General features: G+C 68.0%; 17 protein-coding genes. 13 read left to right on the forward strand and 4 right to left on the reverse strand.

The features are described from left to right. A partial coding sequence (locus tag MLGJGCBP_RS07200) for a formate dehydrogenase accessory sulfurtransferase FdhD (protein ID WP_201452990.1) occupies positions 1 to 269 on the forward strand: 269 nt, incomplete at its 5' end. A gap of 47 nt (positions 270 to 316) precedes the next feature. On the opposite strand, the gene MLGJGCBP_RS07205 is transcribed toward MLGJGCBP_RS07200, so the two are convergent. The 4 genes from MLGJGCBP_RS07205 to MLGJGCBP_RS07220 form a co-directional block, all read right to left on the reverse strand. Then, complete coding sequence (locus MLGJGCBP_RS07205) at positions 317 to 1,552, reverse strand: helix-turn-helix transcriptional regulator (protein ID WP_160094602.1); 1,236 nt, start codon at positions 1,550 to 1,552, stop codon at positions 317 to 319. Positions 1,553 to 1,653: 101 nt separating this feature from the next. Continuing rightward, positions 1,654 to 2,145: a Clp protease N-terminal domain-containing protein gene (locus MLGJGCBP_RS07210; protein WP_160094603.1), complete on the reverse strand. Its 492-nt coding sequence runs from the start codon at positions 2,143 to 2,145 to the stop codon at positions 1,654 to 1,656. Next, positions 2,142 to 2,357 (reverse strand): hypothetical protein, encoded by a 216-nt coding sequence (locus tag MLGJGCBP_RS07215; protein WP_160094604.1) that lies wholly within the window; start codon positions 2,355 to 2,357, stop codon positions 2,142 to 2,144. The genes MLGJGCBP_RS07210 and MLGJGCBP_RS07215 overlap by 4 nt, the downstream gene beginning before the upstream one ends. Before the next feature lie 60 nt (positions 2,358 to 2,417). Continuing rightward, complete coding sequence (locus MLGJGCBP_RS07220; RefSeq protein ID WP_087558769.1) at positions 2,418 to 3,188, reverse strand: IclR family transcriptional regulator; 771 nt, start codon at positions 3,186 to 3,188, stop codon at positions 2,418 to 2,420. Positions 3,189 to 3,415: 227 nt separating this feature from the next. Here MLGJGCBP_RS07220 and dctA point away from each other — a divergent pair, with 227 nt between their 5' ends. From dctA to MLGJGCBP_RS07280, 12 genes are all read left to right on the forward strand, one after another. Then, positions 3,416 to 4,849 (forward strand): C4-dicarboxylate transporter DctA, encoded by a 1,434-nt coding sequence (gene dctA, locus MLGJGCBP_RS07225; RefSeq protein WP_160094605.1) that lies wholly within the window; start codon positions 3,416 to 3,418, stop codon positions 4,847 to 4,849. Then, on the forward strand, positions 4,842 to 5,624 hold the full coding sequence (locus MLGJGCBP_RS07230) for an MTAP family purine nucleoside phosphorylase (RefSeq protein WP_160094606.1): 783 nt from the start codon (positions 4,842 to 4,844) through the stop codon (positions 5,622 to 5,624). The genes dctA and MLGJGCBP_RS07230 overlap by 8 nt, the downstream gene beginning before the upstream one ends. A 4-nt stretch (positions 5,625 to 5,628) precedes the next feature. Beyond that, entirely contained in the window at positions 5,629 to 6,036 is a 408-nt protein-coding gene (locus tag MLGJGCBP_RS07235) for an allophanate hydrolase-related protein (RefSeq protein WP_072951000.1), read from the forward strand. A gap of 26 nt (positions 6,037 to 6,062) precedes the next feature. Beyond that, the gene (locus MLGJGCBP_RS07240) at positions 6,063 to 6,884 is read left to right on the forward strand and encodes a hydroxypyruvate isomerase family protein (protein ID WP_160094607.1); all 822 of its coding nucleotides are present in this window, start codon (positions 6,063 to 6,065) and stop codon (positions 6,882 to 6,884) included. 37 nt (positions 6,885 to 6,921) lie between these two features. Then, positions 6,922 to 7,806, forward strand: a complete 885-nt coding sequence (locus MLGJGCBP_RS07245; protein WP_160094608.1) for a 2-hydroxy-3-oxopropionate reductase — start codon at positions 6,922 to 6,924, stop codon at positions 7,804 to 7,806. Between the two features lie 36 nt (positions 7,807 to 7,842). Next, complete coding sequence (gcl, locus tag MLGJGCBP_RS07250; RefSeq protein ID WP_160094609.1) at positions 7,843 to 9,648, forward strand: glyoxylate carboligase; 1,806 nt, start codon at positions 7,843 to 7,845, stop codon at positions 9,646 to 9,648. A gap of 8 nt (positions 9,649 to 9,656) precedes the next feature. Then, positions 9,657 to 10,808: a glycerate kinase gene (locus MLGJGCBP_RS07255; RefSeq protein ID WP_160094610.1), complete on the forward strand. Its 1,152-nt coding sequence runs from the start codon at positions 9,657 to 9,659 to the stop codon at positions 10,806 to 10,808. Next, on the forward strand, positions 10,805 to 11,860 hold the full coding sequence (gene alc / locus MLGJGCBP_RS07260) for an allantoicase (protein WP_160094611.1): 1,056 nt from the start codon (positions 10,805 to 10,807) through the stop codon (positions 11,858 to 11,860). Before MLGJGCBP_RS07255 ends, alc begins: the two co-directional genes overlap by 4 nt. A gap of 44 nt (positions 11,861 to 11,904) precedes the next feature. Further along, entirely contained in the window at positions 11,905 to 13,302 is a 1,398-nt protein-coding gene (locus tag MLGJGCBP_RS07265; protein ID WP_160094612.1) for an NAD-dependent malic enzyme, read from the forward strand. Next, on the forward strand, positions 13,295 to 14,638 hold the full coding sequence (allB, locus tag MLGJGCBP_RS07270; protein WP_160094613.1) for an allantoinase AllB: 1,344 nt from the start codon (positions 13,295 to 13,297) through the stop codon (positions 14,636 to 14,638). Before MLGJGCBP_RS07265 ends, allB begins: the two co-directional genes overlap by 8 nt. 207 nt (positions 14,639 to 14,845) lie before the next feature. After that, a complete protein-coding gene (locus MLGJGCBP_RS07275) occupies positions 14,846 to 16,366 on the forward strand; it encodes an NCS1 family nucleobase:cation symporter-1 (protein ID WP_087558779.1) in 1,521 nt (506 codons plus the stop codon). 12 nt (positions 16,367 to 16,378) lie between these two features. Further along, a complete protein-coding gene (locus MLGJGCBP_RS07280) occupies positions 16,379 to 17,104 on the forward strand; it encodes an aspartate/glutamate racemase family protein (RefSeq protein ID WP_160094614.1) in 726 nt (241 codons plus the stop codon). Positions 17,105 to 17,316: the final 212 nt, after the last annotated feature.

The raw sequence follows: 17,316 nt of genomic DNA on the forward strand, positions 1-17,316 counted from the left end.
TCGGCCGGCACAATGCCGTCGACAAGCTGATCGGGTGGGCCACCGAACAGGATCGGGTGCCGCTGCGCGGGACGGTGTTGCTCGTCAGTGGTCGGGCGTCGTTCGAGTTGGCGCAGAAGGCGGTGATGGCGGGGATTCCGATTCTCGCGGCGGTGTCCGCGCCGTCGTCGCTGGCGATCGACCTCGCCCACGACACCGGGCTGACCCTCATCGGGTTCCTCCGCGGCACCACCATGAACCTCTACACCCACCCGGACCGCATCACCTGACGTGAGTGGCACCGTGTGCTCCCGCACACTTTGCCACTCACCTGGGGTCAGTGCCTGCCGGTGGTGTCGGCGCGGACGCCGGCCTCGAGGGCGATCGCACCCGCCTCGCCCCGGGACGCCACCCCGAGTTTCTTCAGCACACCCGCGACGTGGAACTTGACCGTGCTCTCGCTGATGCCGAGGCTGTCGGCGATCGCCTTGTTCCTCTTACCGGTGGCCAGGTGGCCCAGGACCTCGAGTTCGCGGGGGTTGAGGTCGGCGAGTTGCTGTTCGTCGGGTCGCGCCGCGGGGACGTCGAGGGGGATCGCGACCGCCACCCGGGACCCCCACCCGTCGACCGACTCGACATCGATCCGGCCACCGAGTGTGTGCACCCGTCCGGACAGTTGCCGCACCAGCGCGTCGGTGTCGAGTGCGCCTTCGCCGTCGTCGCGGACTTCGACGAGGAGGTTGGAGCCGTCGCAGTCCCAGGCGATGCGGATGCGCTCCAGGGTGGACTGGGTCGCGAAGGCCAGGACGGCGCTGCGCACGACGGCCCGCGCCGCGCTGGCCACCTCACCGGGCAGCGCGCGACCGTCCACCGGCGGATCGACGTAGTCGACGCGCACGGGCCGGTGCTGGAGCAGTGGTCGGAGTTCGCCCTGCAACCGGGCGAACGCCGTGGTGACGGCTTCCTCCGCGAGGATGCGGTCGGACTCGCCCGCCGACCGCAGGGTGATCAGCGCCGACGACGCCGTCTCGCTCGCCGTGATCCGCGACCGACGGTCGTCGAGGTCGTTGGACCGCAGTGTCGACAGGATCGATTCGAGCGTCGCGGCGTGCAGGTCCGTCAACTCCACGATCGTCCTGGCACGCTCGCTCGACGCGGCCCGCGATTCCGCGAGGTACGCCGGGCTCGCCTGCGCGACCTGATGCCGGATCGACACGGCGACGACACCGAAGGCGCCCGCCACCAGCGGGACCTCCCGGATCTGCTGCCGCGGCTTCGGCAGGACGAGGAGAAGGGTGCCCGTCGCGTCGAGCAGTGCCCACACCTTCCGCTTCGATCCGGCCACTACGGTCTGGTCGTCGAACGGCGTGCCTTCCGTCATCCGGGTGCGCAACGCGTCCAGTTCGGCGATGGTGACCCGTTCGACGACCGCGGGGTCGCCGCTGACCTTGCGGGGACGCCCCGTGCATTCCCGGGTGAAGATCACCAGCGCGGTGTGCGGCCAGATGTCGGCGAGGAACTTGGAGAAGCGGACGGCGATGTCGGGCAGGGGACCGTCGATGACGTCCCTCATGGAACCGAGAACATCTGCCGGTGACACCGAAGTCGCGCTGGGAAGAACCACGTGTCGAGCCTATCCGCGCAGGCGGCGATCACCGATCCTGGGCCGTCCGCTCATCGTGCCGGCTCCGCCCGCGCGGCGTCGACGACTGCGGACCGGACGAGCCCCAGCGATTCCAGTGCCCGCGCCGCGGTGCCGTGGGTGACGGTGGCAACGGCCGCGACGATGTCGGCGCCGACGATCGGCCTGCGTTCCGATTTCGCGAGAGCCACCGCGTTGCGGAACGCGCCCTGGGCCGGTTCGGTCAGCCGCAGCGGACCGGTGCGGGGGCGGCTCAGCGCGCTGGTGGTGGCACCCACGTCGGTCATGCCTGCCGCCGTGAGGGCCTCGCCGTGCACGTGAATGATCGCCTCGCGCAGTGCGTCCCGGTTCGATCCGAGACGGTCGAACACCCGGCCCGTCGTTCCGTCCGGCAGTGCGAACGACGCGAGGAGCAGGTGCTCGAGGCCGGGCTCACGGTCGCCGAGCCGGTCGGCTTCGGCCTCCGTCTCGGAGAACAGGGTCTTCATCGTGTGCATGTCGCGCCAGGCCCGGGCGAGTTTCATCGTGGTCCCCTCGTCTTCTTGTCGGCGGATCGCCCCGGGCCGAGGCGTTTGTGCGCCGCCTGGCCCGAGACGCCGAGCGCCTGACCGATGTCCGCCCAGGTCCAGCCGGCGGACAGTGCGTCGGTGACGGCGTCGCGCTCGAGCTGATCGGCCTGCCGCCGCAGCGCGACGACGGCAGCGAACGCGGTGGCCGGGTTCGGATCGTCACTCACAGGGATCAACTTAAGTTGATGACACGAATCGCGTCAACCTTTGTTGATGGAAGAGTGAACCTAGAGCGCGGCGTTCTTGTCGAACTCGGTGCCGAGTTCCTTCGCGACGCGTTTGAGTAGCGGCACGATGTGGTCGGCCGACTCGAGGGTGACGCGGGCGGCGGGCCCGGAGACGGAGATGGCGGTGGGCGTCGGAGCGTTCGGTACCGGCACCGAGAAGCAGCGGACGCCGATCTCCTGCTCGCCCTCGTCGATGGCGAAGCCGCGGTTCCTGCTCAGCTCGAGATCGGCGATCAGCAGGTCGGGGTCGGTCAGGGAATTCTCGGTATAGGTCGTCATTCCGGTCCGGCCGACCAGTGAGCGCACGGCGTCGTTCGACAGTTGCATGAGGATAGCCTTGCCGACGCCGGTGCAGTGCGGGTAGACGCGGCGGCCGACCTCGGTGAACATGCGCATCGAGTGTTCGGACGGCACCTGTGCCACGTAGACGGCCATGGTGCCGTCGAGGACGGCCATGTTCGCGGTCTCCCCGGTGCCTCGCACCAGTTCGGACAGGTGCGGTCGGGACCATGCGCCGATCAGTTGCGTGGCGCTCTCGCCGAGCCGAATGAGCTTGGGGCCGAGCGCGTACCGGCGGGTCGGCAGTTGCCGGACGTATCCGCGGTTCATCAGCGTGCGGATCAGCCGGTGGATCGTCGGGAGGGGGAGTCCGGCCAGTTCGGCGAGTTCACTGACGCCGATGGACCCACCGGCGCTCGCCATGATCTCGAGTATGTCGAAGGCGCGCTCGACCGACTGCACGCCGCCGGCCGCGTTCTGACCGTTCGTCATGTCTGGCTCCATCCTCTGACTGCCTCGGGGTGCCTCCCCCAGGAGCCCCCCATTTTTTCCGTCAGGCGGAAAGGGCGCTCCGTATGACGATAGCGCGGTTGTGGCGGATCGCGCCGAGTCCTTCACTACATCGGTTGACAAAACGCGGTGTGACGGCGTTCACTATATCGAGATACGAAATACAACTTCCATAATATGGAAAACACCAAGCCCCGAGGGAGGGCCCCGTGTCTGAAGTCGAAATCGCTGCAAAACCCAAGAAGCAGCGTTGGTACAGATCGCTGTTCGTCCAGGTCCTGATCGGAATTGCCCTGGGCATCGCCACCGGCATCCTGTTCCCCGAGTTTTCGCATCACCTGGCCCCACTGGGCGAGGGCTTCATCAAGCTCATCAAAATGGTGGTCGCCCCGCTGATCTTCCTGGTGATCGTCACCGGCATCGCGAAGGTCGGCAGCATGAAGGCGCTCGGCCAGATCGGCGCCAAAGCACTGCTCTGGTTCATGGGCGCGACGATCTGCGCGCTGGGGCTCGGCCTGCTGGTCGGCAACCTCGTGCAACCGGGCAGTGGCCTGAACATCGACCCGGCCACGCTGGACACCTCCGCGCTGGACGAGAAGACGCAGGGCGGTCACATGCCCGGCGGCGTCGAGTTCGTCATGCACATCATCCCGACCAGCGTGTTCGACGCGTTCGCGACGAACAGCCTGCTCCAGGTGCTGCTGTTCTCGATCCTCTTCGGCGTCGCTCTCGCGTCCTTCAGCGAAACCGCTCCGCCGGTCCTGATGGACGTGATCGACCAGTCGCTGCACGTCATCTTCCGCATCGTCGGCTACATCATGTACCTGGCGCCGCTCGGCGCGTTCGGTGCGATGGCCTACACGGTCGGCAACTACGGCGCCGGTTCGCTGAAGTCCTTCGGGATCCTGGTGCTCTCGGCGTACGGCGCGGCCCTGTTCTTCATCGTCGTCCTCGCCACCGTGGTCCGGCTCCTGACCGGCCTCAATCCCTGGAAGTTCGTCAAGTACTGCCGCGAAGAGTTCATGCTCGCGCTGGGCACGGGGTCGTCCGAGGCCGTCATGCCGCGCATCATCAAGAAGCTCGACAACGCCGGCTGCGACCGCGCCGTCGTCGGTCTGGTGATTCCCACCGGGTACTCGTTCAACCTCGACGGTGCCGCCATCTACCTGTCGCTCGCGATGATGTTCCTCGCGCAGGCGGTGGGTGTCGACCTCGGATTCGGGGAGCAGCTCGCCATCATGGGCATCCTCATTCTCAGCTCGAAGGGCATGGCAGGCGTGCCGGGCTCCGCGTTCGTCGCACTCTCGGCCACCGCCGCCGCGATCGGCGCGTTCCCCGTGGCCGCCGTCGCGCTGCTCCTGGGCGCCGACCGGTTGATGGACTCCATGCGGGTCTTCACCAACCTGTTCGGCAACTGCATGGCCACGTTCGTGGTCGCGAACTGGGAGGGCCTGCTCGACAAGGACAAGATGCGGGCGGTTCTCGACGGGACGGTCACGCCCGACGACCCGGACGACGTCGTCGCCCACCCGCACCCCGGGCACGAACACCTCGCGACCACACCGGCCCAGCCGGCGATCGAGAAGCCCGAAGCGCTGTCCGTGAGCAGGACCCCGGAAGGAACGGTGAACCACCATGCCTGACACCCAGCCCACCGTCGGCCTCCTCGGTACCTGGGGTTATCACGGTCTGCTCGACGACGCCGAACAGGTCTCGGTCGACACCCCGTACGGTCCCACCTCCGACAACATCGTCCTGGGATCCTCCGGAGGCCGGCGGCTCGCCTACCTGACCCGCACCGGGCGGCACCGCAACATCCCGCCGCACCGGATCAATGCCCGCGCGAACATCTGGGCGCTGCACAGCCTGGGCGTGCGGACGATCCTCGCTCCCACCCCGTCCGGCTCGCTGCGACCGGCGATCGGTGTCGGATCGGTCGTCGTCCCCGACCAGTTGGTCGACCGCACCGGCCGCACCGACGACACGTTCCACGACGACGACGTCCACATCTCCTTCGCAGACCCGTTCTGCGTCCGCGGACGGCAGGCGGTGGTCTCGACGCTCCGCAGGAGCGGCTGGGTGGTCAACGACGGCGGCGTGATGGTCGCGATCCGCGGCCCCCGGTTCTCGACCCGCGCCGAATCCCGCTGGTACGCCGCCCAGGGCTGGGACCTGATCAGCATGACCCCGTATCCCGAAGCTGCGCTGGCCCGGGAACTCGGCATGTCCTACACCTGTATCGCCCTGGTCACCGATCACGACGTCATCAGCGACACCCCGTGGCCGGTCACCCAGGACCTGGTGCGTGAAGGACTCGACGCCAACACCAAGCGACTCCGCGAAGCGCTGCTTCAGGTCGCGATCGAATTGGCAGACACGCCTGAAACGACGGCAACTGCCCATGGAAGAAGGAGCTGACAAGATGGCCGAATTGTTCTGCAACGGTGGAGCGATGCGTGGCGGAAACCTGCATCACAACGTGTCTGCGCACACGTTCCTCGGTACGGTACGAACCGCGCCGAACTATCGATTCTTCTCCGTACGTGACGAATTCCCGGCCCTCCTGCTGACGGAGACCGGAGGTGCCTCGATCGAGGGCGAACTCTACGACGTGCCGATCGGCGACATTCGCACCGACTTCCTCCCCGAGGAGCCCGAGGAACTCGAGCTCACCGTGATCGAACTTTCCGACGGCCGTTCGGTTCTCGCGGTGGGGCTGCGACCGGGCCTGCTCGAGAGTAAGGCCGGTGAGCTCACCGAGATCACCGATCACGGCGGCTGGCGACGCTACCGCGGCCTGCCCGAGCCCGACAACACCACCGTCTCCTGAACACCTCGAAAGCGAAAGAACAGCCGATGGACAACATTGCCTACACCCTGAACTGCTCGATCCTGCTCACCGACGTGCCGCTCCTGCAGCGCCCGGAGGCCGCCCGGGACGCCGGATTCGACGCTGTCGAATTCTGGTGGCCGTTCGACACCGCCGTACCGAAGGACAGCGACGTCGACGCCTTCGTGGCCGCGATCGAGAACGCCGGAGTGCAGCTCACCGGATTGAACTTCGCGGCGGGCAACATGCCGGCGGGGGATCGCGGACTGCTGTCCGACCCGGCGCAGGTGTCGGCGTTCCGCGACAACATCGACATCACCATCGGTATCGGAGAACGGCTGGGCACCAAAGCTTTCAATGCCCTGTATGGTAATCGTATCGACGGCACGGATCCGAAGATCCAGGACGACACGGCCACCGAGAACCTCGCCCAGGCGGGCAAGGCGGCAGATCGTATCGGTGCGGTCGTGCTGGTCGAACCGGTCAGCGGCACACCGGCGTACCCGCTGAAGACCGCGGCCGAAGCGATCGCCGTGATCGACCGGGTGAAGGCCGAGCACGGTGTCGACTCGCTCCGGCTCCTCGCGGACCTCTACCACCTCGAGGTCAACGGCGACGACGTCGGCGCCGCGATCGACACCTACGCCGACCGGATCGGGCACGTGCAGATCGCGGATGCGCCGGGACGCGGCGAACCCGGCACCGGAAGCCTCGACATCGACGGCTATCTGAAGCAACTGGCCGGGCACGGTTACCGCGGCTACGTCGGCCTCGAGTACAAGGCGACGCGGCCCGACACGTTCGACTGGTTGCCCCGCGAGCAGCGCGCGACCCGCGCAGGCCGCTGACACCCACCACCACACTTCGACGGAATCGAGGAGACTCGTGAGCACAATCGCATTCATCGGACTCGGAATCATGGGCAGCCCCATGGCCGTTCATCTCATCAAGGCCGGCCACCAGGTGGTCGGATACAACCGCTCGCCCGAGCGCACCGCGGCGCTCGTCGAGGCCGGGGGCAGCGCGGCCGACTCCATAGCCAAGGCCGTCGCCGGTGCCGACGTCGTAGCCGTCATGGTCCCCGACTCGCCGGACGTCCAGGCCGTACTCGCCGGTGAGGACGGTGTGTTCGCGCACGCCCCGGCCGGTGCCCTGATCATCGACTTCTCCAGCATCCGGCCCGACGTCACCACCGCACTCGCCGCGCAGGCGGCCGAGCGTGGCTTCCGGCTGATCGACGCCCCCGTCTCAGGTGGTGAGGCAGGCGCGAAGAACGCGGCCCTGTCGATCATGGTCGGCGGCAAGGACGAGGACTTCGCCGCCGCGAAGCCGATCCTCGACGCCGTCGGGAAGACCGTGGTCCACGTGGGCCCCAACGGCTCCGGGCAGACGGTCAAGGCCGCGAACCAGTTGATCGTCGCCGGCAACATCCAACTCCTCGCCGAGGCGATCATCTTCCTCGAGGCCTACGGTGTCGACACCGCGGCCGCCGTGGAGGTACTCGGTGGCGGGCTCGCCGGATCGGCCGTCCTCAACCAGAAGGCGCAGAAGATGCTGGACCGGTCGTTCGAACCCGGATTCCGCATCGACCTGCACCACAAGGACCTCGGCATCGTGACCAGCGCCGCCCGCGAGGCCGGTGTCGTGACACCCCTCGGCGCCGTCGTCGCCCAGCTGATGGCCTCCGCCCGTGCGAACGGCGATGGCGGCCTGGACCATTCCGGCCTGCTGCGTGGAGTGGAGCGGCTGTCCGGCCGCCCCTCCCAGTGACCCGTTTCAACTCGTAATCCTCGATGGAGAAGTGATATGCCTCGTATGCGCGCCGCTGACGCAGCGGTCAAGATTCTGGAACTCGAAGGCGCCACCCAGGCGTTCGGTCTCCCCGGTGCGGCGATCAACCCGTTCTACTCGGCTATGCGTGACCACGGCGGGATCAAGCACGTCCTCGCCCGCCACGTCGAGGGTGCCTCGCACATGGCCGAGGGATTCACCCGCGCCAAGGCCGGGAACATCGGGATCTGCATCGGCACCTCCGGGCCCGCAGGCACCGACATGATCACCGGCCTGTACTCGGCGATGGCGGACTCGATCCCGATCCTCGCGATCACCGGCCAGGCCCCGGTCGCGCGCCTGCACAAGGAAGACTTCCAGGCCGTCGACATCGCGTCCATCGCAGGCCCGGTCACGAAGATGGCGATGACGGTGCTCGAGCCGGCCCAGGTTCCGGGAGCGTTCGCGCAGGCATTTCACCTGATGCGGTCCGGTCGGCCGGGACCGGTGCTCATCGACCTGCCGATCGACGTGCAGTTGGCGGAGATCGACTTCGATCCCGACACGTATCAGCCGCTGCCCGTGTACAAGCCGGCCGCGTCCCGTGCGCAGGCGGAGAAGGCGCTCGACATGCTGGGCGCCGCGGAGCGCCCGCTGATCGTCGCGGGCGGCGGCATCATCAACGCCGACGCCGCGGACCTGCTCGTCGAATTGGCCGAACTGCTGGACGTTCCGGTGGTGCCGACGCTGATGGGCTGGGGCACGATCCCGGACGACCACCGTCTCGCGGCCGGCATGGTCGGACTGCAGACCGCGCACCGGTACGGCAACGCCACCATGCTGGCGTCCGACTTCGTCCTCGGCATCGGCAACCGCTGGGCCAACCGGCACACGGGCGGCCTCGACACCTACCGCAAGGGACGCAAGTTCGTTCACGTCGACATCGAGCCCACCCAGATCGGGCGCGTGTTCGCCCCCGACTACGGGATCGTCTCCGACGCCAAGGCGGCGCTGGAACTGTTCGTCGCCGTCGCGAAGGAGCGCAAAGCCGCCGGTACGCTGGCAGACCGCAGCACCTGGGTGGAGGACTGCGCCACCCGGAAGCGGACGATGCAGCGCAAGACCCACTTCGACGACGTGCCCGTCAAGCCGCAGCGGGTGTACGAGGAGATGAACCGCGTCTTCGGCCGCGACACGAGGTACGTCAGCACGATCGGGCTCTCGCAGATCGCCGGCGGCCAGTTCCTGCACGTCTACAAGGCCCGCAACTGGATCAACTGCGGGCAGGCCGGCCCGCTCGGTTGGACGATCCCGGCCGCACTGGGGGTTGTTGCGGCGGAGCCGGAGACGTCGGTGGTGGCGCTGTCGGGTGACTACGACTTCCAGTTCATGATCGAAGAACTGGCGGTGGGCGCGCAGTTCAACCTGCCGTACATCCACGTGGTGGTGAACAACTCCTACCTGGGACTGATCCGTCAGGCGCAGCGCGCGTTCGACATGGACTTCTGCGTGCAACTGGGCTTCGACAACATCAACACCCAGGAGCGGAGCGAGCACGAGACGCTGCCCGCGGTGCCGAAGGGGTACGGCGTCGACCACGTCAAGGTCGCCGAGGGGCTGGGCTGCAAGGCGCTGCGGGTCACCGAGCCCGGCGAGATCGCCGGCGCCCTCGAGAAGGCCCGTGAACTCGCCCGCGAGCACAAGGTCCCGGTGGTGGTCGAGGTCTTCCTCGAGCGTGTCACCAACATCGCGATGGGCACCGAACTCGACAACGTCGCGGAGTTCGAGGATCTGGCGGAGAGCTGGGAGCACGCCCCCACAGCCCTCATGCTGCTGGACTAGGGGACGCCGTGACACGCGTACTGGTCGCACCCGACAAGTTCAAGGGGTCCCTCACCGCAGCGGAAGTCGCGGACGCTCTCGCCGACGGGCTCGTCGCCGGTGCCCCGTCCTGGGTGATCGATCGCGTTCCGGTGGCGGACGGCGGCGACGGCACGGTCGCGGCCGCCGTCGCCGCGGGGTGGACCCCGGTGACGGTCGACACGACGGGACCGACAGGGCTGCCCGTGACCTCGTCGTACGCGGTGCGCGGGTCGACCGCGGTGGTGGAGCTGGCGTCGGCGGTGGGCCTGGTCCTGCTCCCCGGCGGCGCTCCGGATCCACTGGGTGCCAGTACATTCGGACTCGGCACCGTCGTCAGGCACGCACTGGAGGGGGGAGCCCACGAGAACATCGTCGGTCTCGGGGGCAGCGCGTCAACCGACGGCGGTGCCGGCTTGTTGCAGGCTCTCGGCGTTCGTGTTTTCGACGCCGACGGCGGGGACGTCGCACCGGGCGGGGCGGCACTGCGCCACGCCGCCCGGGTCGACCTCACCGGCCTGCACCCGGCGGCGCGGGCGGCGCACTTCCGGCTCGCCTGCGACGTCGACAACCCGGTCCTCGGCCCGAGCGGCGCCACCGCCGTGTACGCGGGCCAGAAAGGCGCAGCAGCCGGGCAACTGGTCGTTCTCGAAGACGCGATGACCCGGTGGGCGCAGGTCGTGCGCGCCGCCACGGGCCGCGACGACAGCCGGACCGCGGGAGCGGGCGCCGCGGGCGGGGCGGCGTTCGGCGCGATCTCGGTTCTGGGTGCGGACATCCGGCCCGGCATCGACACGGTCCTCGGCCTCGTCGACTTCCGCGGGCGACTCGCCGACGCCGACCTCGTCATCACCGGCGAGGGGTCGCTGGACGCGCAGAGTCTGCACGGCAAGGCGCCGATCGGCGTCGCGACCGAGGCGCGGACCGCTGGAATCCCCGTCCTCGCCGTCTGTGGTCGAAACCTGCTCAGCGACACACAATTACACAGCTCCGGCATCTCCGCGGTCTACGCGCTCGCGGACCTGGAACCGGACCTTCACCGATCGATCAGACATGCCGCGGAACTCCTGCGCCGGATCGGCCGCACGATCGCCGCATCGTCCGACGAACTCGCAACACTCAGCACACGAGGAGAATCATGACTTCCGATTTCACCGCCCTGCCCGACCTCGCCTCCCGAGCCCTCGGCGGCAGTGTCTCCGCCGCCAACGACGAACTGTTCGCTCAGCGGGAGAACCTCATCAAGGCGGAGGCCCCGTTCTTCGACCCCGCGGACTTCGGGCACAAGGGCAAGGTCTACGACGGCTGGGAGACCCGCCGACGCCGCGACGACGGCCACGACTACGCCATCGTCCGCCTCGGTTCGGCCGGCATCATTCACGGCGTCGTCGTGGACACCGCGCACTTCAAGGGCAACTACCCGCCCTTCGTCTCCATCGAGGCGGCGTCGATCGAGGGCTACCCGTCCATCGAGGACGTCATGAAGGCGGACTGGCAGACCATCGTCGAGAAGTCCCCGGCCGAGGGGCACAAGGAGAACACGTATGCGGTCGCCGACCGGCACCGCTGGACGCATGTACGCCTCTCGATCTACCCCGACGGCGGCGTCGCGCGTCTGCGCGTACACGGTGAGGTCGTGCCCGACCCCCGGTTCCTGGACGGGACCGTGGACCTGCTGGCCGCGGAGAACGGTGGCCGCCTCGTCGGCTGCTCCGACGCGTTCTACGCATCCCCGGCGAACATCATCCTTCCCGGCCGGGCCCGGAACATGGGGGAGGGCTGGGAGAACTCCCGGCGTCGCGGGGGCGGCAACGACTTCGCCGTGTTCTCGCTCGCCGCGGCAGGTCGCCCCCGGCACGTCGAGATCGACACCAGCTACTACGTGGGGAACGCGCCGGGCTGGGTGCGGCTGAGCACCGCCGACGCGCGCACCGCCGACATCGCGGACGAGGGCGCGTGGACGGAACTGCTGGCGCGCACCGCCGTGCAACCCGACACGCGGCACCGGTTCGTGCTGGACGCCGCCGCCGCGGCCACCCACCTGCGGCTCGACGTCTACCCCGACGGTGGCCTGTCCCGGCTGCGGCTGTTCGGCGATCTCGACGAGACGGCACTGGCGGAGACACGACGCACCTGGTGGGACGCGCTTCCGCAGACCCATCAGGCGCTCGTCGCGGACCAGGCGCCCCGCTGACCGAGAGCACTCCCTACCCCTTCGACGAACCCGAGGAAACACCCATGCCCAATCCCAGTCCCGGTTACTCCATCACCGTTCGCGTCACGGCCCCGGTCGGCGCAGGCACGACGTCGACCCTCGCGGGGGCGGTGGCCTCCGTGAAGGGCGCCATGACCGCGTTGGACGTGGTCGAGAGCCACCCCGACCACATGGTCATCGACGTGACCTGCGACGCGTCCGACGTCGAGCACGCCGAGCAGATCGCGTCCGCGATCGCGGACGTGCCCGGAGTCGTGGTGGGCAAGGTCAGCGACCGCACGTTCCTGCTCCACCTCGGCGGGAAACTCGAAGTGGTGCCGAAGGTTCCGCTCAAGCACCGCGACGACCTGTCCCGCGCGTACACCCCCGGCGTCGCCCGGGTCTGCACCGCGATCGCCGAGAACCCCGAGGACGTACGACGGCTGACGATCAAGCGCAACACCGTGGCCGTCGTCTCCGACGGTTCGGCGGTGCTGGGGCTGGGCAACATCGGTGCCGCCGCGTCGATTCCGGTGATGGAGGGCAAGGCGGCGCTGTTCAAGCAGTTCGCGGACGTCGACGCGTGGCCGGTGTGCCTGGACACCCAGGACACGGACGCGATCGTCGAGATCGTCCGGGCCCTCGCCCCGGTGTACGGCGGAATCAATCTGGAGGACATCTCCGCCCCGCGCTGCTTCGAGATCGAGGCCCGGCTCCGCGAGATGCTGGACATCCCGGTGTTCCACGACGACCAGCACGGCACGGCCATCGTGGTCCTCGCCGCACTGACCAATGCGCTTCGGGTGGTCGAGAAGAGCCTCGACACGGTGAAGATCGTGGTCTCCGGTGTCGGCGCCGCCGGGCACGCGATCATCCGCCTGCTGGTCGCGCAGGGTGCGACGAACATCGTGGCGTGTGGCCGCAGCGGAATCCTCTCGCCAGACGACACGTCCGACTCGTTCCGTTCCTGGATCGCGAACAACACCAATCCCGAATCCCGGTCCGGGTCGCTGCGGGACGCCTTGGCCGGCGCCGACGTGTTCATCGGTGTGTCGGCACCGGACATCCTGACGGGCAGCGACATCGCGACGATGGCGGAGCGGTCGGTCGTGTTCGCGCTCGCCAACCCGGTGCCCGAGGTCGATCCCGTCGCGGCAGGCAAGCACGCCGCCGTCGTCGCGACCGGGCGGTCCGACTTCCCGAACCAGATCAACAACGTGCTCGCGTTCCCGGGTGTGTTCCGGGGTCTGCTCGACGCGCACGCCGTCGAGATCACCGACGACATGCTCATCGCCGCCGCCCGCGCGATCTCCGATTCGGTGTCTCCGTCGGAGCTCAACGCCACCTATATCGTGCCGAGCGTGTTCGACGCGGCCGTCGCCCCGGCCGTTGCGGCAGCGGTGCGCGGGGTCGCGGGCGCAGGTCGTGACGACGATGCCTGATCCGCTCGATCTGCTGTTCCGCGCCCCGCGGGTGATCACCGCGGCGGGGGAGGTCGCGCGCAGTGTGGGCGTGCGGGACGGCCGGATCGTCGTCATCGAACCGTACGGTGCCCAACTCGACGCCGAGGTCGTCGTCGAACTGGGCGACGACGAGGTGCTGATCCCCGGTCTCGTCGACACCCACGTGCACGTCAACGAGCCGGGCCGCACCGAATGGGAGGGTTTCGCGAGCGCGACCCGCGCGGCAGCCGCCGGCGGGGTGACGACGATCGTCGACATGCCGCTCAACAGCATCCCGCCGACCGTCGACGCCGCGGCGCTGGACGTCAAACGCCGGGTCGCGTCCGGTCAGGCGTACGTCGACGTCGGGTTCTGGGGCGGCGCCGTGCCGGGCAACGTCCCGGACCTGCGTGCCCTGCACGACGCGGGCGTGTTCGGGTTCAAATGCTTCCTGCTGCACTCCGGCGTCGACGAGTTCCCACCGCTGGATCCGGCCGAGCTCGAACTGGCGCTGAAGGAGATCGCCAGTTTCGGCGCCATGATGATCGTGCACGCGGAGGACGCACACGCGATCGACCGCGCGACGTCACCGGGCGGCGAGAACTATGCCGACTTCCTCGACTCGCGGCCGCGGGGCGCCGAAAATCTCGCCATCGCAGAGGTCATCGAGCTGGCGCGGTGGACGGGGTGCCGGGTGCACATCCTGCACCTGTCGAGCTCCGACGCGCTGCCGATGATCGCGTCGGCCCGCAAGGACGGCGTGAAACTCACGGTGGAGACGTGCCCGCACTACCTGTCGTTCGTCTCCGAAGAAATACCCTCGGGAGCAACGCAATTCAAGTGCTGCCCGCCGATCCGTGAAGCGGGGAACCGGGAACTGCTGTGGCAGGGCCTCGCCGACGGCGTGATCGACTGCGTCGTCACCGACCACTCTCCGTGCACGGTCGACCTCAAGCGATTCGACATCGGCGACTTCGGGGTCGCGTGGGGCGGCATCGCGTCGCTGCAGGTGTCGCTGTCCGCGGTGTGGTCGGAGGCCAAGCGGCGGGGACACAGTCTGAACGACGTGGTCCGGTGGATGGCGGAGAACCCCGCCGAGCAGGTCGGCCTGAACACGAAAGGGCACATCGCGCTGGGATACGCGGCGGACTTCGCGGTGTTCGCGCCGGAGGAGGCCTTCGTCGTCGACGTGGCCGCCCTGCAGCACAAGAATCCCGTCTCCGCGTACGACCGGCGTGCTCTCGCCGGCGTCGTGCGCAGCACCTGGCTGGCCGGAAAACGGATCGACCTCGACGAGGCGCCCCGCGGACGGCTGCTCAGCCGCGGACTGGCCTGACCCTGTCGCGACCCCTCCCGCTGCCGCACCGGATCCGAAATATCCAGTGCGGCAGCGGGTTTGTCGTGTTCAGGGTGGTGCCCCACCAAGATATATCCTGCGGAAATCATTGACCGGTCACTGTTGCCTGGCTCACACTTGGAGGGACCAATGGAACAAGCTTTCCGTGATACGGAAGTTAGTTCGCCGCCACGCAAGGACAGGCACATGCTCATAGACGACACAGTCTCGCGGCGCATCACCACCGTCGACCACACTGCCGCCGCCCGTCACACGACGACGAGTCCGAAACTCTACAACGCGGACTTGGCACCGACGAAGGCCGCAGGCCGTCGCTGGGGTTCCTACAGCATCTTCACGCTGTGGACCAACGACGTCCACAACATCGCCAACTACTCGTTCGCCATCGGCCTGTTCGCACTCGGGCTCGGCGGCGGCCACATGATCCTGTCGCTCATGATCGGCGCGGTCATCGTCTGCGTCGCCATGACCTACGCCGGATTCATGGGGCAGAAGACGGGCGTGCCCTTTCCCGTGATGAGCCGGATCAGCTTCGGCATCCGCGGCGCCCAGATCCCAGCGGTCGTCCGCGCGATCATCGCGATCGTCTGGTTCGGAATCCAGACCTACCTCGCGTCGATCGTCTTCCGGATCTTCCTCGTCGCCGTGGCGCCGTCCCTCGGCCGCTTCGACCAGAACTCGATCCTCGGACTTTCCAGCCTCGGATGGATCTGCTTCATCGGGATCTGGGCGATCCAGATCGTCGTCCTCGTCTACGGGATGGAGGCCGTGCGCAAATTCGAAAGCCTGGCAGGCCCGCTGATCCTGGTCACCGTCGGCTCCCTCGCGCTGTGGATGCTGTTCCGCACCGACTTCTCCGTCGCCTGGGCATCCGACAAGCCCGCCTCGGGTGGGGAGATGTGGCGGCAGGTCTTCGCCGGCGCAGCCCTGTGGATGTCGATCTACGGCACCCTGATCCTCAACTTCTGCGACTTCTCGCGGCGGTCCCCGTCGAAGACCGCCGTCGTGCGCGGCAACTTCTGGGGCCTGTTCGTCAATGTTCTCGCGTTCGCCGTCATCGCGTTCATCCTGTGCGGCGCCCAGTTCCAGATCGACGGGACGATCATCGACAGCCCCACCGACATCGTCGCCGCGATCCCGAACACCCTGTTCCTGTCGCTGGCCTGCCTCTCCCTCGTCATCGTCACGATGGCCGTCAACGTCATGGCGAACTTCGTCGCACCGTCCTACGTACTGTCGAACCTCGCCCCCGAGAAGATCAGCTTCCGGAAGGCCGGCATCATCAGCGCCTGCATCGGCGTGGTCCTGCTGCCCTGGAACCTCTACGACAGCCCGGTGGTGATCAACTACTTCCTCGGTGGCCTCGGCGCCGTCCTCGGACCGCTGTTCGGCATCATCTTCGTCGACTACTGGTTCATCCGCCGCACCAAGGTCGACGTGCCCGCCCTCTACTCGGACAGCCCGACCGGAACCTACTACTACCGCAAGGGATTCAACCTGCGAGCGGTGTACGCCCTCGTACCCGCCGCCACCGTCAGCACCCTGTTCGCGATCGTCCCCGCCTTCCATCTTTTCGCCCCCTTCTCGTGGTTCATCGGAGCCGGCCTGGCGGCAGCCATCTACGCCGTCGTCGGCGACCGCACCCGGCAGTACGTGGACGTCTCCGGCGAGTCGATCGCCGTGGACAGCGGCCACGGCGACCACTGACAGGAGATTTCGATGCGCATTCTCGTCGTCAACGTCAACACCACCACGTCCATCACGGACGCCATCGCCAAGCAGGCCGAGGCCGCGGCAGCACCCGGAACCGAGATCGTCGGGCTGACACCGGAGATCGGTGCCGAATCCGTCGAAGGGAACTTCGAGAGCTACCTCGCCGCGATCGCGGTGATGGACCGGGTGCGGTCGTACCCCGAACCCTACGACGCGGTGATCCAGGCCGGATACGGCGAACACGGCCGGGAGGGTCTGCAGGAACTGCTCGACGTACCCGTCGTCGACATCACCGAGGCCTCCGCGAGCATCGCGATGATGCTGGGGCACAAGTACTCCGTGGTCACCACCCTCGACCGCACCGTGCCGCTCATCGAAGACCGGCTCCGCCTCGCCGGCCTCGACGCCAAGTGCGCGAGCGTGCGCGCCAGCGGTCTGCCCGTCCTCGCACTGGAGACCGACCCCGAACGGACGATCGAGGCGATCGTCGACGAGGCCGAAGCCGCCGTGCGCGAAGACAAGGCCGAGGTGATCTGCCTCGGCTGCGGCGGAATGGCCGGACTCGACGATCGAATCCGCGAACGCACCGGCGTGCCGGTGGTCGACGGAGTCAGTGCCGCTGTGAAATTGGCGGAATCTCTTGTAGGGTTGGGACTCTCGACCTCGAAGGTGCGCACGTATGCGCCCCCGCGTCCCAAGCGGATCACGGGATGGCCGCTCGCGAAGCCCTAGCTTGCGAAAACCGAGTCATTCACACCGCCCTCACCCCGGGCGGACACCCAGGCGCCCGACCCCGCGCCCGCAACGATGGAGTATCCCTTGCTCGAACAGACCACCACCTCCGCCGACCGTCCCCGCGCGGGCTCCCGCGTCATCCGTGAGGGTGTTGCGTCGTATCTGCCGGATATCGATCCGGATGAGACCACGGAGTGGTTGGAATCGTT

The sequence above is a fragment of the Rhodococcus sp. T7 genome (genome assembly GCF_009872365.1).
Classification (GTDB): domain Bacteria; phylum Actinomycetota; class Actinomycetes; order Mycobacteriales; family Mycobacteriaceae; genus Rhodococcus_F.

What these genes read in the sequence shown, in the direction of transcription:
- MLGJGCBP_RS07205 (WP_160094602.1), bottom strand. Translation starts at nt 1,552, where the DNA reads ATGAGGGACGTCATCGACGGTCCCCTGCCCGACATCGCCGTCCGCTTC.
- MLGJGCBP_RS07210 (WP_160094603.1), bottom strand. Translation starts at nt 2,145, where the DNA reads ATGAAACTCGCCCGGGCCTGGCGCGACATGCACACGATGAAGACCCTG.
- MLGJGCBP_RS07220 (WP_087558769.1), bottom strand. Translation starts at nt 3,188, where the DNA reads ATGACGAACGGTCAGAACGCGGCCGGCGGCGTGCAGTCGGTCGAGCGC.
- MLGJGCBP_RS07230 (WP_160094606.1), top strand. Translation starts at nt 4,842, where the DNA reads ATGCCTGACACCCAGCCCACCGTCGGCCTCCTCGGTACCTGGGGTTAT.
- MLGJGCBP_RS07235 (WP_072951000.1), top strand. Translation starts at nt 5,629, where the DNA reads ATGGCCGAATTGTTCTGCAACGGTGGAGCGATGCGTGGCGGAAACCTG.
- MLGJGCBP_RS07240 (WP_160094607.1), top strand. Translation starts at nt 6,063, where the DNA reads ATGGACAACATTGCCTACACCCTGAACTGCTCGATCCTGCTCACCGAC.
- gcl (WP_160094609.1), top strand. Translation starts at nt 7,843, where the DNA reads ATGCCTCGTATGCGCGCCGCTGACGCAGCGGTCAAGATTCTGGAACTC.
- alc (WP_160094611.1), top strand. Translation starts at nt 10,805, where the DNA reads ATGACTTCCGATTTCACCGCCCTGCCCGACCTCGCCTCCCGAGCCCTC.
- MLGJGCBP_RS07265 (WP_160094612.1), top strand. Translation starts at nt 11,905, where the DNA reads ATGCCCAATCCCAGTCCCGGTTACTCCATCACCGTTCGCGTCACGGCC.
- allB (WP_160094613.1), top strand. Translation starts at nt 13,295, where the DNA reads ATGCCTGATCCGCTCGATCTGCTGTTCCGCGCCCCGCGGGTGATCACC.
- MLGJGCBP_RS07275 (WP_087558779.1), top strand. Translation starts at nt 14,846, where the DNA reads ATGCTCATAGACGACACAGTCTCGCGGCGCATCACCACCGTCGACCAC.
- MLGJGCBP_RS07280 (WP_160094614.1), top strand. Translation starts at nt 16,379, where the DNA reads ATGCGCATTCTCGTCGTCAACGTCAACACCACCACGTCCATCACGGAC.